The sequence below is a fragment of the Microbacterium sp. genome (assembly GCF_049650565.1).
Taxonomy (GTDB): Bacteria; Actinomycetota; Actinomycetes; order Actinomycetales; family Microbacteriaceae; genus Microbacterium.
The window spans coordinates 1-13,037 of the sequence record NZ_JBASAK010000007.1 but is presented as its reverse complement, the minus strand read 5'-3'; the positions used below and the strand labels follow the sequence as shown (position 1 = coordinate 13,037).

Here is a 13,037-nt window from a genome sequence, read left to right as displayed (position 1 = left end):
CGGGGCATGGGGATGCCCCGCCCAGCGTCGCTTCGCTCGGCCTGAGCGACGCGCGACACGCCCGGGTTTGCAGTAGTCGAATCCGCCATGGCAGAATAGACAGGTTCCACATTCCTGTGCCCTTACGGATGCGCGGGGTCACTGCAACGACAGTGCATAGACGGCGCGCGAGCGCAGGGTTCTAGGCCGCGGGCAGCAGAACTAGTACTGAGCGAGGGCGATGCCCGAGTCGAAGTGCACACTCCCACTCGATGACGCGGGCACACCGTGCCGGCGCCTTCGGTGTGACAAGAGAACAGTGGTGCGCAAGCGCCGAGGCGCAGCTGCGCCGACGTGCGTCCAATGCCCCAGGGTCACCCGGCCCCGGACGGTAAGACGCCTGAAGAGAGAGAGCAGACAATGGCGGGACAGAAGATCCGCATTCGCCTGAAGTCGTATGACCACGAGGTCATCGACACGTCGGCGCGCAAGATCGTCGACACCGTGACCCGTGCGGGCGCGACTGTCGTCGGCCCGGTGCCGCTTCCGACGGAGAAGAACGTGATCGCCGTGATCCGTTCGCCCCACAAGTACAAGGACAGCCGCGAGCACTTCGAGATGCGCACCCACAAGCGTCTGATCGACATCGTCGACCCGACGCCCAAGGCCGTCGACTCGCTGATGCGTCTCGACCTGCCTGCCGATGTCAACATCGAGATCAAGCTCTGAGGCTCGACATGACTGACATCAACGCAAAGATCTCCAAGGGCATGCTCGGCACCAAGCTCGGCATGACGCAGGTGTGGAACGAGAACGGCAAGCTCGTTCCCGTCACCGTCATCGAGCTGGCGCCCAACGTGGTCACCCAGATCCGGACCCCGGAGAAGGACGGCTACAACGCCGTTCAGATCGCCTACGGGCAGATCGATCCCCGCAAGGTCAACAAGCCCCTGACCGCTCACTTCGAGGCCGCCGGCGTCACGCCGCGTCGCCACGTCACCGAGATCCGCACCGCGGATGCCGCTGACTACGCACTGGGCCAGGAGCTCACGGTCGACGGCACCTTCGAGGCCGGCCAGCTGGTCGACGTCGTCGGCACCAGCAAGGGCAAGGGCACCGCGGGTGTCATGAAGCGCCACAACTTCAAGGGCGTCTCGGCATCCCACGGTGCACACCGCAACCACCGCAAGCCCGGTTCGATCGGCGCATCGTCGACCCCGAGCCGCGTCTTCAAGGGCATGCGCATGGCCGGCCGTATGGGCGGCGAGCGCGTGACCGTCCTCAACCTCACGGTGCACGCCGTCGACGCCGAGAAGGGTCTGCTGCTCGTCAAGGGCGCCGTCCCCGGTGCCCGCGGTCGCATCGTCTTCGTCCGCAACGCAGTGAAGGGTGCCTGAGCATGGCTGACTCGACTCTCGCGCTCGACGTCCTCTCGGTCGACGGCAAGAAGGCAGGCTCCATCGAGCTGCCCGCCGCGATCTTCGACGTCAAGACCAACATCCCGCTGATCCACCAGGTCGTCGTCGCGCAGCTCGCTGCCGCACGACAGGGCACTCACTCGACCAAGCGTCGCGGTGAGGTCTCCGGTGCCGGCCGCAAGCCCTTCAAGCAGAAGGGCACGGGTAACGCCCGTCAGGGCTCCATCCGCGCGCCGCACATGACCGGCGGTGGCATCGTCCACGGCCCGAAGCCGCGCGACTACTCGCAGCGCACCCCCAAGAAGATGATCGCCGCCGCCCTGCTGGGCGTGCTGAGCGACCGCTTCCGCGGTGAGCGGCTGCACGCAGTCGAGGCGTTCGTCGCCGACAGCACCCCTTCGACCAAGACCGCTGCGAGCCTGCTCGCCGCCGTCGCCGGTCCGAAGAACGTGCTCGTCGTCATCGAGCGCAGCGATGAGCTGACCGTCAAGAGCGTTCGCAACCTGCCGAACGTGCACGTGCTCAGCTTCGACCAGCTGAACGCCTACGACGTGGTCGTCTCCGACGACATCGTCTTCACCAAGGCCGCCCTCGAGGGCTTCATCGCCTCGAAGACCGGCGCAACCGAGGAGGTCTCGGCATGACTGAGCAGAACATCCTCGCCACGGCCCTGAACAAGGACCCGCGCGACATCATCCTGGGCCCGGTCGTCTCCGAGAAGAGCTACGGTCTCATCGACGAGGGCAAGTACACCTTCCTGGTGGACCCGCGAGCCTCGAAGACCGAGATCAAGCTCGCCATCGAGAAGATCTTCGGCGTCAAGGTGGCTTCGGTCAACACGATCAACCGCGTCGGCAAGGCCCGCCGCACCCGTTTCGGCACCGGCAAGCGCAAGGACACCAAGCGCGCCATCGTCGCGTTGAAGTCGGGCTCCATCGACATCTTCACGGCAGTCGGCTGACCGGGGGATAAGGACAGATAATGGCTATTCGCAAGTACAAGCCCACGACCCCGGGTCGCCGCGGTTCGTCGGTGGCCGACTTCGCTGAGATCACCCGATCGACGCCGGAGAAGTCGCTGCTGCGTCCGCTCTCGAAGACTGGTGGTCGCAACAACCAGGGCCGCATCACGACCCGCCACATCGGTGGTGGACACAAGCGCCAGTACCGCCTCATCGACTTCCGTCGCAATGACAAGGACGGCATCGATGCCAAGGTCGCTCACATCGAGTACGACCCCAACCGCACCGCGCGCATCGCGCTGCTGCACTACTTCGACGGCGAGAAGCGCTACATCCTGGCGCCGAACAAGCTGAAGCAGGGCGACATCGTCGAGTCGGGCGCGAGCGCTGACATCAAGCCGGGCAACAACCTGCCGCTGAAGAACATCCCCACCGGTACCGTGATCCATGCGATCGAGCTGCGTCCCGGCGGTGGTGCGAAGCTGGCCCGCTCGGCCGGTGCGTCCGTGCGCCTGGTCGCCAAGGACGGCCCTTACGCCCAGCTGCGTCTGCCCTCCGGTGAGATCCGCAACGTCGATGCGCGCTGCCGCGCGACCATCGGCGAGGTCGGCAACGCCGAGCAGTCCAACATCAACTGGGGCAAGGCCGGACGCCTGCGCTGGAAGGGCGTTCGCCCGACCGTCCGCGGTGTCGCCATGAACCCGGTGGATCACCCGCACGGTGGTGGTGAGGGCAAGACGTCCGGTGGGCGTCACCCCGTCTCCCCGTGGGGTCAGGCGGAGGGTCGCACCCGTCACGCCAACAAGGAATCCGACAAGTACATCGTGCGTCGCCGCAACGCCGGCAAGAAGCGCAAGTAGGAGTAGAGGAAGATGCCACGCAGTCTTAAGAAGGGCCCCTTCGTCGACGAGCACCTGCTTCGCAAGGTGGTCGGTCAGAACGAGGCCGGTTCCAAGAACGTCATCAAGACCTGGTCCCGCCGGTCGATGATCATCCCGGCCATGCTGGGTCACACGATCGCCGTCCATGACGGTCGCAAGCACATCCCCGTGTTCGTGACCGAGACCATGGTCGGCCACAAGCTGGGCGAGTTCGCGCCCACCCGCACCTTCCGCGGCCACGAGAAGGACGACAAGAAGGGGAGGCGTCGCTGATGGTCGAATCGATCGCACGTGTCAAGCACATCCGCGTGACCCCTCAGAAGGCCCGCCGCGTCGTCGCCCTCATCAAGGGCAAGCAGGCGCAGGAGGCTCTGGCCATCCTGAAGTTCGCCCAGCAGGGTGCGAGCGAGCCCATCTACAAGCTCGTGCACGCTGCCATCGCGAACGCGCAGGTGAAGGCGGATCGCGACGGCGAGTACCTGGATGAGCAGGACCTGTACGTGAAGAACGCGTACGTGGACGAGGGGACGACGCTCAAGCGCTTCCAGCCCCGCGCCCAGGGTCGCGCGTTCCAGATCAAGAAGCGCACGAGCCACATCACGGTCGTGCTGGCCACCCCCGAGGTCGCTGACGCGGCCGAGGCGGCCACGACGAAGAAGGCGAGCAAGTAATGGGCCAGAAGGTCAACCCGTACGGCTTCCGCCTCGGCATCACCACGGACCACGTGTCGCGCTGGTTCTCGGACTCGACCAAGCCCGGCCAGCGTTACGCCGACTACGTGGCCGAGGACATCAAGATCCGTCGTCTGCTGCTGACGCAGCTCGACCGTGCCGGCGTGTCCAGCATCGAGATCGAGCGCACCCGTGACCGCGTGCGGGTGGACATCCACACCGCGCGTCCGGGCATCGTGATCGGCCGCCGCGGCGCCGAGGCCGAGCGCATCCGCGGCGACCTCGAGAAGCTCACCGGCAAGCAGATCCAGCTGAACATCCTTGAGGTCAAGAACCCAGAGGCCGACGCTCAGCTGGTCGCACAGGGCATCGCCGAGCAGCTGTCTGCTCGCGTGGCGTTCCGTCGTGCGATGCGCAAGGGTCTGCAGGGCGCTCAGCGCGCCGGCGCCAAGGGCATCCGCATCCAGGTCTCCGGCCGCCTCGGCGGCGCGGAGATGAGCCGCTCCGAGTTCTACCGCGAGGGTCGTGTGCCGCTGCACACGCTGCGCGCGAACATCGACTACGGCTTCTACGAGGCCAAGACCACCTTCGGCCGCATCGGTGTGAAGGTCTGGATCTACAAGGGCGATCTCACCAACAAGGAGCTCGCACGCGAGCAGGCGAACATGAAGCCGCAGCGCGAGCGCGGCGACCGTCGTCGCGCCCCGCGCAACGAGGCTCCGGTCGCAGAAGGAGCGTCGGCATAATGCTCATCCCACGCAAGGTCAAGTACCGCAAGCAGCACCACCCGACGCGTTCGGGCCAGGCCACCGGCGGCACGAAGGTCTCCTTCGGCGAGTACGGCATCCAGGCTCTGACCCCCGCGTACGTGACCAACCGTCAGATCGAGTCCGCTCGTATCGCGATGACCCGTCACATCAAGCGCGGCGGCAAGGTGTGGATCAACATCTACCCCGACCGTCCCCTCACCAAGAAGCCCGCCGAGACCCGCATGGGTTCCGGTAAGGGCTCCCCCGAGTGGTGGGTTGCCAACATCAAGCCGGGCCGCGTCCTCTTCGAGGTCGCGGGCGTCAGCGAGGAGCTCGCACGCGAAGCTCTGACCCGGGCCATTCACAAGCTGCCTCTCAAGGCACGCATCATCAAGCGCGAGGAGGGCGACGCGTAATGGCGATCGGCACCAAGGAGCTCGCACCCGCCGAGCTCGACACGTTCGAAGACCAGCGCCTCGTCGAGGAGCTGCGCAAGGCCAAGGAGGAGCTGTTCAACCTCCGTTTCCAGTCGGCCACCGGCCAGCTGGAGAGCCATGGCCGCATCCGCGCCGTCAAGCGCGACATCGCGCGCCTCTACACCGTGATCCGCGAGCGCGAGCTGGGCATCCGTGCGACGCCCGCTCCCGTCGAGGCTCCGGCTAAGAAGAAGGCGTCCAAGGCGAAGGCGAAGGCCGAAGAGGCTGAGACGCCGAAGGAGGAGGCCGAGTAATGGCTGAGAAGAAGGCAGCTGAGGCCGCCGAGCACTCCGCGCACGATGTGCGCGAGGCCGGTGCCCGCGGATACCGCAAGGCCCGCCGCGGCTACGTCGTCAGCGACAAGATGGACAAGACCATCGTCGTCGAGGTCGAGGACCGCGTGAAGCACCCGCTGTACGGCAAGGTCATCCGCCAGACCTCCAAGGTCAAGGCGCACGACGAGAACAACACCGCCGGCATCGGCGACCTCGTTCTCATCAACGAGACCCGCCCGCTGAGCGCCACCAAGCGCTGGCGTCTGGTGGAGATCCTGGAGAAGGCAAAGTGATTCAGACCGAGTCCCGCCTCAAGGTCGCCGACAACACCGGCGCGAAGGAGCTGCTCACGATCCGTGTTCTCGGTGGTTCCAACCGCCGCTACGCGGGCTTGGGCGACACCATCGTCGCGACGGTCAAGGACGCGATCCCCGGTGGAAACGTCAAGAAGGGCGATGTGGTCAAGGCCGTCATCGTCCGCACCGTCAAGCAGACCCGTCGTGCAGACGGTTCGTACATCAAGTTCGACGAGAACGCCGCCGTCATTCTGAAGAACGACGGGGAGCCCCGTGGCACCCGCATCTTCGGACCGGTCGGTCGCGAGCTTCGTGACAAGAAGTTCATGAAGATCGTCTCGCTCGCCCCGGAGGTCATCTGATCATGGCGAACATCAAGAAGGGTGACCTGGTTCAGGTCATCGCCGGCCGCAAGCAGGACAAGGGCGGCGACCGCGGAAAGCAGGGCAAGGTCCTCGAGGTCCTCGTCGAGCAGAACCGCGTCGTGGTGGAGGGCGTGAACTACGTCACCAAGCACACCCGCGTCGGCCAGTCGCAGGGCGGCACCAAGACGGGTGGGATCGAGACCGTCGAGGCCTCGATCCACATCTCCAACGTCGCCGTCGTCGACCCCTCGACCAAGAAGCCGACCCGCGTCGGTCACCGGGTCGAGGAGCAGGTCAAGGACGGCGTGAAGCGCACGGTCCGCGTGCGCTACGCGAAGAAGTCAGGTAAGGACCTCTGATGGCAGCGACTGAGGCTGCGGAGGCTGTCAAGGTGCAGCCCCGCCTGAAGGCCAAGTACAACTCCGAGATCAAGAAGGCTCTGCAGGAGCAGTTCGGCTATGCCAACGTCATGCAGATCCCCGGTGTGGTCAAGGTCGTGGTGAACACCGGTGTCGGCGAGGCTGCTCGCGACTCCAAGGTGATCGATGGTGCGATCGCGGACCTGTCCAAGATCACCGGCCAGAAGCCGGTCGTCACCAAGGCACGCAAGTCCATCGCGCAGTTCAAGCTGCGCGAGGGCCAGGCCATCGGCGCGCACGTCACCCTCCGTGGCGACCGGGCGTGGGAGTTCCTGGACCGCCTGGTGAACCTCGCTCTGCCCCGCATCCGCGACTTCCGCGGCCTGTCGGGCGAGCAGTTCGATGGCAATGGCAACTACACCTTCGGTCTCCAGGAGCAGAGCGTGTTCCACGAGATCGATCAGGACAAGATCGACCGCGTCCGTGGTTTCGACATCACCGTCGTGACCACGGCCGCCACCGACGAGGAGGGTCGCGCGCTGCTGAAGGCGCTCGGCTTCCCGTTCAAGTCGACCGACGCCGCAGCGTGACGCATCGACGGGCTCGGCGATCCTCGGATCGCTGAGCCCGTCGAAGTGCGCGACTGCTGTGCCGTACACTTGAAGATTGTGTGTCCAGTCGGACGCACTGCTCTCATTGAAGGCCGTCTGTCGTGTAACGGCAGCCGGAACCTCGTGAACAAAGGAACCAGAACATGACAATGACAGACCCGGTCGCAGACATGCTGACCCGTCTGCGCAACGCGAACTCGGCGCACCACGACTCCGTGTCGATGCCGTCGAGCAAGCTGAAGACGAACATCGCCGAGATCCTCCAGCAGGAGGGCTACATCGCCGGCTTCGAGGTCACCGACGCCCGCGTCGGCAGCACCCTCTCGCTGTCGCTGAAGTACGGCCCCAACCGTGAGCGCTCCATCGCCGGCATCAAGCGCGTGTCCAAGCCCGGTCTCCGCGTGTACGCGAAGTCGACCGAGCTGCCGAAGGTCCTCGGCGGCCTGGGCGTTGCCATCCTGTCCACCTCCTCCGGTCTTCTCACCGACCGTCAGGCTGAGCAGAAGGGCGTGGGCGGAGAAGTTCTCGCCTACGTGTGGTGATCTGACATGTCGCGCATCGGACGACTTCCCATCGAGATCCCCGCGGGCGTGACCGTTTCGGTCGACGGCCGCCAGGTCGCGGTGAAGGGCCCCAAGGGTGAGCTCACCCTGACGGTCGCCTCCCCCATCCAGGTCGAGGTCAAGGAGAACCAGGTTCTGGTCTCCCGCCCCGACGACGAGCGCGAGTCGCGGTCGCTTCACGGCCTGACCCGCACGCTCATCAACAACGACATCATCGGCGTGACCCAGGGCTACTCCAAGGGCCTCGAGGTCGTCGGCACCGGTTACCGCGTGCAGCAGAAGGGCGGCTCGGTCGAGTTCGCCCTGGGCTTCTCGCACCCGGTTCTGGTCGACCCGCCCGTCGGCATCACCCTGACGGTCGAGGGCACGAACAAGCTCACCGTCAGCGGCATCAGCAAGCAGGCTGTCGGCGAGGCAGCTGCCAACATCCGCAAGATCCGCAAGCCGGAGCCCTACAAGGGCAAGGGTGTTCGCTATGCCGGCGAGGTCGTGCGTCGCAAGGCCGGAAAGGCTGGTAAGTAACCATGGCTGTCAAGTCCAAGTCCGCCGCCCGCGCTCGTCGCCACACGCGTCTTCGCAAGAAGATCGCCGGCACCGACGTGCGGCCGCGCCTGGTCGTCAACCGCTCCGCGCGCCACGTGTTCGTGCAGCTCGTCGACGACAGCAAGGGCCACACCGTGGCATCCGCTTCCACGCTCGAGACCGACCTGCGCTCCTTCGACGGTGACAAGACCGCCAAGGCCCGCAAGGTGGGCGAGCTCCTCGCCGCGCGCGCCAAGGCCGCCGGTTTTACCGAGGCAGTGTTCGACCGTGGCGGCAACCGCTACGCGGGTCGTGTCGCAGCCATCGCCGAAGGCGCCCGTGAAGGGGGGCTGGCACTGTGAGTGACAACAAGGAGAACGAAGTGACCGAGACCGCTCCGCCCGAGGCTCAGGCTGAGCCGCAGCGCGAGCAGCGCGACAACCGCCGCGGCGGTCGCGACCGTGGCCAGGGCCGCGACCGCAACTCGCGCGACCGTGGCGACAACCAGTTCCTCGAGCGCGTCGTCACCATCAACCGCGTCTCGAAGGTCGTGAAGGGTGGCCGTCGCTTCAGCTTCACCGCTCTCGTGGTCGTCGGCGACGGCAACGGCCTGGTGGGCGTCGGCTACGGCAAGGCTCGCGAGGTGCCCCTGGCGATCTCGAAGGGCGTCGAAGAGGCCAAGCGCAACTTCTTCCGCGTGCCCCGCGTCGGCTCGACCATCCCGCACCCCGTGCAGGGTGAGGCCGCTGCCGGTGTGGTGCTGCTGCGTCCGGCTGCCGCCGGTACCGGTGTCATCGCCGGTGGCCCGGTCCGCGCCGTGCTCGAGTGCGCCGGCATCCACGATGTCCTGTCGAAGTCCCTCGGCTCGTCGAACACGATCAACATCGTGCACGCGACCGTCGAGGCGCTGCAGGCGCTGGAAGAGCCCCGCGCCGTCGCCGCCCGTCGTGGTCTCGACTACGATGCCGTCGTGCCGGAGATCATCATCCGCAACGAGGCGAAGGCTGCTGCCGCCGCCGCGCAGAAGGTAGGTGCCTGATGGCCGAACGCCTCAAGGTCACGCAGATCAAGTCCAAGGTGAGTGAGAAGCAGAACCAGCGCGATACGCTGCGTTCGCTCGGACTCAAGCGGATCGGCGACTCTGTCGTCCGTCCGGACGACGCGCAGACGCGCGGCTACGTCCGTGCCGTCGCTCACCTCGTCAAGGTTGAGGAGATCGACTAATGGCTGAGAAGAACGAAGCCGTCGAGGCCGAGAAGGCCGAGAAGAAGACCGCCGCCAAGAAGCCGGCTGCTGCCAAGGCCGCTCCGGCCAAGGCTGCGGCCAAGAAGGCTCCCGCCAAGAAGGCCGAGCCCGAGGCTGCGCGTCCTGCCGTCCTGAAGGTGCACCACCTGCGTCCGGTCCCCGGCGCCAACACCGCGAAGACCCGTGTCGGTCGTGGTGAGGGCTCGAAGGGCAAGACCGCCGGTCGCGGCACCAAGGGCACCAAGGCCCGCAACACGGTGCGCATCGGCTTCGAGGGTGGGCAGATGCCGCTGCACATGCGCACCCCGAAGCTGCGCGGGTTCAAGAACCCGTTCCGCGTGGAGTACCAGGTCGTGAACCTGGCCAAGCTGGCCGAGCTCTACCCGAAGGGCGGGGACGTCACCGTCAGCGACCTGGTCGCCAAGGGCGCCGTGCGCAAGAACGAGAAGGTCAAGGTCCTCGGCGACGGCGACATCTCGGTCAAGCTCACCGTGTCGGTCGACAAGGTCTCGGGCAGCGCCGAGCAGAAGATCGTCGCCGCCGGTGGTTCGGTCAACTGAATCATCAGTTGTGAACGCTGGGAGGGGTCGGAGCAAATCCGGCCCCTCCTGTGCGTTACCCTGGACTTTCGGCCGTCCTTCGAGGTTCGGCAATCCCTTCAGGAGGAACGCCCTTGTTTAGCGCCATCGCGCGAATCTTCCGCACGCCTGATCTGCGTGCGAAGATCCTTTTCACCATCGGCATCATCGCCATCTACCGACTCGGCTCGAACGTGCCCTCGCCGTTCGTGCACTTCCCCAACGTCGAGAAGTGCCTGGCCGACAGCGCCGGTACTGACGGACTGCTGGGTCTTGTCAATCTGTTCTCCGGCGGTGCGCTGCTGCAGCTGTCGATCTTCGCCCTGGGCGTCATGCCCTACATCACGGCCACGATCATCATCCAGCTGCTGCGCGTGGTCATCCCGCATTTCGAGACCCTGCACCAAGAGGGTCAGGCGGGCCAGACCAAGCTCACGCAGTACACGCGCTACCTGACCATCGCGCTCGCGCTGCTGCAGTCCAGCACGCTGGTGACGGTCGCCCGCAGCGGTCAGCTGTTCGGGCAGAACGCCGCAGGGGCCTGCCAGCACCTGCTCACCAACGACGTGTGGTGGGCGCAGCTGCTGATCATCATGGCGATGACCGCCGGCACCGGCCTGATCATGTGGATGGCCGAGCTCGTCACCGAGAAGGGCATCGGCAACGGCATGTCCCTGCTGATCTTCGTCTCGATCGCGGCGACGTTCCCGAGCGCCATGGGCGGCATCCTCGAGGCCAAGGGCTTCGACGTGTTCATGATGGTGATGGTGGTCGGACTCGCGGTCATGACGCTCATCGTCTGGGTCGAGCAGTCCCAGCGCCGCGTGCCCGTGCAGTACGCCAAGCGCATGGTGGGGCGACGCACCTACGGCGGCACCAACACGTACATCCCGATCAAGGTCAACATGGCGGGCGTGATCCCGATCATCTTCGCCTCGTCGCTGCTGTACCTGCCGATGCTGGTGGCGCAGTTCAACACGCCCACCGACGGCTCCGAGCCGCCGGCGTGGGTCGCGTGGGTGTCGACGTACCTGGTGTCCGGCGACCAGCCGCTGTACATGCTGATCTACTTCCTGCTGAACGTCGCGTTCACGTACTTCTACGTGGCGATCACGTTCAACCCCGTCGAGATCTCCGACAACATGAAGAAGTACGGCGGGTTCATCCCCGGCATCCGCGCCGGTCGGCCGACGGCGGAGTACCTGGACTACGTGATCACGCGCATCACGTTCCCCGGCTCGCTCTACCTCGGCATCGTCGCACTGATCCCGCTGATCGCCCTGGCGACCGTGCAGGCCAACCAGAACTTCCCGTTCGGCGGCGCGTCGATCCTCATCATCGTCGGTGTCGGACTCGAGACCGTGAAGCAGATCGATGCGCAGCTGCAGCAGCGCCACTACGAAGGGCTCCTCAGATGACCGCATCCGCACGACTCCTGATCGTCGGCCCGCAGGGCTCCGGCAAGGGCACCCAGGGGGTGCGGGTCGCAGAGGCCCTCGGCATCCCCGTGGTCTCCACCGGCGACATCTTCCGCGCCAACATCAAGGAGGGCACCGACCTGGGCAAGCAGGTCACCGCCATCCTCGATGCCGGTGACCTGGTGCCCGACGAGCTGACCAGCGAGATCGTGCGGGATCGTCTCTCGCAGGAGGATGCCGCGAACGGCTTCCTCCTGGACGGCTACCCGCGCAACACGGCACAGGTGGGTCACCTCGACGCGTTCCTCGCCGACGGCGGGACCGCGCTGGACGCGATCATCCTGCTTGACGTTCCGCGCGAGGAGAGCATCTCCCGCCTGCGGCTGCGTGCGGTCGAGCAGGGCCGCTCGGATGACACGGACGAGGCCATCGCCCACCGCCTGGACATCTACGAGCACGAGACCGCGCCGATCATCTCCGTGTACGAGCCGCGCGGCATCGTCGACCGCATCGACGGCGTGGGCTCGCTGGACGAGATCACCGCCCGCATCTCCGCGGCGCTCGGCGCCCGCGGCATCGGCGCGCTGGTCTGACCCGGATGTTCCGCAGGTCGATCTACAAGACCCCCGCGCAGCTGCGCGCGATGGTCGAGCCCGGGCTCATCACGGCCGCGGCGCTGGACGCCGTCGCGCCATTGGTGCGGGCCGGCATCACCACGGCGGAGCTGGATGCCGCGGCCGATCGCCTGATCGTGGATCGAGGAGCGGAGTCCAACTTCAAGCTCGTCCGGGGCTACCGCCACACCACCTGCATCTCGGTCAACGAGCAGGTCGTGCACGGCATCCCCGGCGAGCTGGTGCTGCAGCCCGGTGACATCGTCTCCGTGGACTGCGGCGCGCAGTACCAGGGCTGGAACGGCGACAGCGCCCGCACGTTCGTCGTGCCGGATCCGGACCGGCCTGAGGTCGTGGCGCGCCGCGAGGAGCTGTCCCAGGTCACCGAGGGCTCCATGTGGGCCGGCATCGCAGCGCTCGCGACCGCTGAGCACATCAACGACGTGAGCACCGCCATCGAGGACCACATCCTCGCGCAGGGCGATTCCGCCGTGTCCGGCAGACCCTACGGCATCCTTCGGGAGTACGTCGGCCACGGCATCGGACGGAAGATGCACGAGGCGCCGAGCGTCTTCAACTATCAGGTTCCGGATGCCGGCCCCGAGGTGCGCTCCGGGCTGGTCATCGCCATCGAGCCGATGGTCACCGCCGGGGGAGAGGCCACCTTCGTCGAAGACGACGACTGGACCGTGACGACCGTCGACGGCACCGACGGCGCGCACTGGGAGCACAGCATCGCCGTGCACGCCGACGGCATCTGGGTCCTGACCGCAGCCGACGGCGGCGCCGCGGGTCTCGCACCCTTCGGCGTGGTGCCCGTCCCCATCCCGTAGTCCGCCTCCGCGTTCTCAGCGCCGGTCAGCGCACAGGCGGGGCATAGTCTCGGCACTGCACAATAGGTTGTCAACCGTCGTAGGAGGAATGGACTGTCATGGCCCAGGCTCAGAGCAAGCCCAACTGGTTCGTCATCGGCATCTCCGCCGCTGTCGTCGTCGTGCTGATCGCACTCGGCGTGGTCGTGGTGTGGATGAACAACCGGGCGACCGACGGCGGGCC

The 13,037-nt window shown here is 66.4% G+C and carries 23 protein-coding genes; all 23 read left to right on the top strand.

What is annotated here, in order from left to right; all coding sequences use genetic code 11:
* Positions 1-399 precede the first annotated feature (399 nt).
* Entirely contained in the window at positions 400-708 is a 309-nt protein-coding gene (rpsJ, locus tag WA967_RS01380; protein WP_193596815.1) for a 30S ribosomal protein S10, read from the top strand.
* Between the two features lie 8 nt (positions 709-716).
* A complete protein-coding gene (rplC, locus tag WA967_RS01375; RefSeq protein ID WP_424419112.1) occupies positions 717-1,376 on the top strand; it encodes a 50S ribosomal protein L3 in 660 nt (219 codons plus the stop codon).
* A 2-nt stretch (positions 1,377-1,378) separates the two neighbouring features.
* The gene (rplD, locus tag WA967_RS01370; RefSeq protein WP_424419111.1) at positions 1,379-2,041 is read left to right on the top strand and encodes a 50S ribosomal protein L4; all 663 of its coding nucleotides are present in this window, start codon (positions 1,379-1,381) and stop codon (positions 2,039-2,041) included.
* Positions 2,038-2,358, top strand: coding sequence for a 50S ribosomal protein L23 (gene rplW / locus WA967_RS01365; protein WP_285637097.1), 321 nt, complete (start codon positions 2,038-2,040; stop codon positions 2,356-2,358). Before rplD ends, rplW begins: the two co-directional genes overlap by 4 nt.
* Positions 2,359-2,378: 20 nt before the next feature.
* Positions 2,379-3,218, top strand: coding sequence for a 50S ribosomal protein L2 (gene rplB / locus WA967_RS01360; RefSeq protein WP_424419110.1), 840 nt, complete (start codon positions 2,379-2,381; stop codon positions 3,216-3,218).
* Between the two features lie 12 nt (positions 3,219-3,230).
* On the top strand, positions 3,231-3,512 hold the full coding sequence (gene rpsS, locus WA967_RS01355; protein ID WP_197220002.1) for a 30S ribosomal protein S19: 282 nt from the start codon (positions 3,231-3,233) through the stop codon (positions 3,510-3,512).
* Positions 3,512-3,910, top strand: coding sequence for a 50S ribosomal protein L22 (gene rplV, locus WA967_RS01350; protein ID WP_298865850.1), 399 nt, complete (start codon positions 3,512-3,514; stop codon positions 3,908-3,910). The genes rpsS and rplV overlap by 1 nt, the downstream gene beginning before the upstream one ends.
* A complete protein-coding gene (gene rpsC / locus WA967_RS01345) occupies positions 3,910-4,656 on the top strand; it encodes a 30S ribosomal protein S3 (RefSeq protein ID WP_298865848.1) in 747 nt (248 codons plus the stop codon). The genes rplV and rpsC overlap by 1 nt, the downstream gene beginning before the upstream one ends.
* On the top strand, positions 4,656-5,075 hold the full coding sequence (gene rplP, locus WA967_RS01340) for a 50S ribosomal protein L16 (protein WP_417556024.1): 420 nt from the start codon (positions 4,656-4,658) through the stop codon (positions 5,073-5,075). The genes rpsC and rplP overlap by 1 nt, the downstream gene beginning before the upstream one ends.
* Positions 5,075-5,389: a 50S ribosomal protein L29 gene (rpmC, locus tag WA967_RS01335; RefSeq protein WP_424419109.1), complete on the top strand. Its 315-nt coding sequence runs from the start codon at positions 5,075-5,077 to the stop codon at positions 5,387-5,389. Before rplP ends, rpmC begins: the two co-directional genes overlap by 1 nt.
* Complete coding sequence (gene rpsQ / locus WA967_RS01330) at positions 5,389-5,703, top strand: 30S ribosomal protein S17 (protein WP_424419108.1); 315 nt, start codon at positions 5,389-5,391, stop codon at positions 5,701-5,703. The genes rpmC and rpsQ overlap by 1 nt, the downstream gene beginning before the upstream one ends.
* Positions 5,700-6,068: a 50S ribosomal protein L14 gene (gene rplN / locus WA967_RS01325; protein WP_298865839.1), complete on the top strand. Its 369-nt coding sequence runs from the start codon at positions 5,700-5,702 to the stop codon at positions 6,066-6,068. The genes rpsQ and rplN overlap by 4 nt, the downstream gene beginning before the upstream one ends.
* Positions 6,069-6,070: 2 nt before the next feature.
* Positions 6,071-6,430, top strand: a complete 360-nt coding sequence (rplX, locus tag WA967_RS01320) for a 50S ribosomal protein L24 (protein WP_424419107.1) — start codon at positions 6,071-6,073, stop codon at positions 6,428-6,430.
* Positions 6,430-7,020, top strand: a complete 591-nt coding sequence (rplE, locus tag WA967_RS01315) for a 50S ribosomal protein L5 (protein WP_424419106.1) — start codon at positions 6,430-6,432, stop codon at positions 7,018-7,020. The genes rplX and rplE overlap by 1 nt, the downstream gene beginning before the upstream one ends.
* Positions 7,021-7,184: 164 nt before the next feature.
* Positions 7,185-7,583, top strand: a complete 399-nt coding sequence (rpsH, locus tag WA967_RS01310; protein ID WP_298865832.1) for a 30S ribosomal protein S8 — start codon at positions 7,185-7,187, stop codon at positions 7,581-7,583.
* A 6-nt stretch (positions 7,584-7,589) separates the two neighbouring features.
* Positions 7,590-8,126, top strand: coding sequence for a 50S ribosomal protein L6 (rplF, locus tag WA967_RS01305; RefSeq protein ID WP_424419105.1), 537 nt, complete (start codon positions 7,590-7,592; stop codon positions 8,124-8,126).
* Between the two features lie 2 nt (positions 8,127-8,128).
* Positions 8,129-8,488, top strand: a complete 360-nt coding sequence (rplR, locus tag WA967_RS01300; protein ID WP_424419104.1) for a 50S ribosomal protein L18 — start codon at positions 8,129-8,131, stop codon at positions 8,486-8,488.
* On the top strand, positions 8,485-9,165 hold the full coding sequence (rpsE, locus tag WA967_RS01295; protein WP_424419103.1) for a 30S ribosomal protein S5: 681 nt from the start codon (positions 8,485-8,487) through the stop codon (positions 9,163-9,165). The genes rplR and rpsE overlap by 4 nt, the downstream gene beginning before the upstream one ends.
* Positions 9,165-9,350, top strand: coding sequence for a 50S ribosomal protein L30 (gene rpmD / locus WA967_RS01290; RefSeq protein WP_071640253.1), 186 nt, complete (start codon positions 9,165-9,167; stop codon positions 9,348-9,350). The genes rpsE and rpmD overlap by 1 nt, the downstream gene beginning before the upstream one ends.
* Entirely contained in the window at positions 9,350-9,931 is a 582-nt protein-coding gene (gene rplO, locus WA967_RS01285; protein WP_424419102.1) for a 50S ribosomal protein L15, read from the top strand. The genes rpmD and rplO overlap by 1 nt, the downstream gene beginning before the upstream one ends.
* A gap of 113 nt (positions 9,932-10,044) precedes the next feature.
* Positions 10,045-11,367 (top strand): preprotein translocase subunit SecY, encoded by a 1,323-nt coding sequence (gene secY, locus WA967_RS01280; RefSeq protein WP_424419101.1) that lies wholly within the window; start codon positions 10,045-10,047, stop codon positions 11,365-11,367.
* Positions 11,364-11,960, top strand: coding sequence for an adenylate kinase (locus tag WA967_RS01275; protein WP_424419100.1), 597 nt, complete (start codon positions 11,364-11,366; stop codon positions 11,958-11,960). The genes secY and WA967_RS01275 overlap by 4 nt, the downstream gene beginning before the upstream one ends.
* A 5-nt stretch (positions 11,961-11,965) precedes the next feature.
* The gene (map, locus tag WA967_RS01270) at positions 11,966-12,814 is read left to right on the top strand and encodes a type I methionyl aminopeptidase (RefSeq protein ID WP_424419099.1); all 849 of its coding nucleotides are present in this window, start codon (positions 11,966-11,968) and stop codon (positions 12,812-12,814) included.
* Positions 12,815-13,037: the final 223 nt, after the last annotated feature.

Excerpts from the sequence above, each read along its gene's own strand:
- rpsJ (WP_193596815.1), top strand. The coding sequence starts at position 400 with ATGGCGGGACAGAAGATCCGCATTCGCCTGAAGTCGTATGACCACGAG.
- rplC (WP_424419112.1), top strand. The coding sequence starts at position 717 with ATGACTGACATCAACGCAAAGATCTCCAAGGGCATGCTCGGCACCAAG.
- rplD (WP_424419111.1), top strand. The coding sequence starts at position 1,379 with ATGGCTGACTCGACTCTCGCGCTCGACGTCCTCTCGGTCGACGGCAAG.
- rplW (WP_285637097.1), top strand. The coding sequence starts at position 2,038 with ATGACTGAGCAGAACATCCTCGCCACGGCCCTGAACAAGGACCCGCGC.
- rplB (WP_424419110.1), top strand. The coding sequence starts at position 2,379 with ATGGCTATTCGCAAGTACAAGCCCACGACCCCGGGTCGCCGCGGTTCG.
- rpsS (WP_197220002.1), top strand. The coding sequence starts at position 3,231 with ATGCCACGCAGTCTTAAGAAGGGCCCCTTCGTCGACGAGCACCTGCTT.
- rplV (WP_298865850.1), top strand. The coding sequence starts at position 3,512 with ATGGTCGAATCGATCGCACGTGTCAAGCACATCCGCGTGACCCCTCAG.
- rpsC (WP_298865848.1), top strand. The coding sequence starts at position 3,910 with ATGGGCCAGAAGGTCAACCCGTACGGCTTCCGCCTCGGCATCACCACG.
- rplP (WP_417556024.1), top strand. The coding sequence starts at position 4,656 with ATGCTCATCCCACGCAAGGTCAAGTACCGCAAGCAGCACCACCCGACG.
- rpmC (WP_424419109.1), top strand. The coding sequence starts at position 5,075 with ATGGCGATCGGCACCAAGGAGCTCGCACCCGCCGAGCTCGACACGTTC.
- rpsQ (WP_424419108.1), top strand. The coding sequence starts at position 5,389 with ATGGCTGAGAAGAAGGCAGCTGAGGCCGCCGAGCACTCCGCGCACGAT.
- rplX (WP_424419107.1), top strand. The coding sequence starts at position 6,071 with ATGGCGAACATCAAGAAGGGTGACCTGGTTCAGGTCATCGCCGGCCGC.
- rplE (WP_424419106.1), top strand. The coding sequence starts at position 6,430 with ATGGCAGCGACTGAGGCTGCGGAGGCTGTCAAGGTGCAGCCCCGCCTG.
- rpsH (WP_298865832.1), top strand. The coding sequence starts at position 7,185 with ATGACAATGACAGACCCGGTCGCAGACATGCTGACCCGTCTGCGCAAC.
- rplF (WP_424419105.1), top strand. The coding sequence starts at position 7,590 with ATGTCGCGCATCGGACGACTTCCCATCGAGATCCCCGCGGGCGTGACC.
- rplR (WP_424419104.1), top strand. The coding sequence starts at position 8,129 with ATGGCTGTCAAGTCCAAGTCCGCCGCCCGCGCTCGTCGCCACACGCGT.
- rpmD (WP_071640253.1), top strand. The coding sequence starts at position 9,165 with ATGGCCGAACGCCTCAAGGTCACGCAGATCAAGTCCAAGGTGAGTGAG.
- rplO (WP_424419102.1), top strand. The coding sequence starts at position 9,350 with ATGGCTGAGAAGAACGAAGCCGTCGAGGCCGAGAAGGCCGAGAAGAAG.
- WA967_RS01275 (WP_424419100.1), top strand. The coding sequence starts at position 11,364 with ATGACCGCATCCGCACGACTCCTGATCGTCGGCCCGCAGGGCTCCGGC.
- map (WP_424419099.1), top strand. The coding sequence starts at position 11,966 with ATGTTCCGCAGGTCGATCTACAAGACCCCCGCGCAGCTGCGCGCGATG.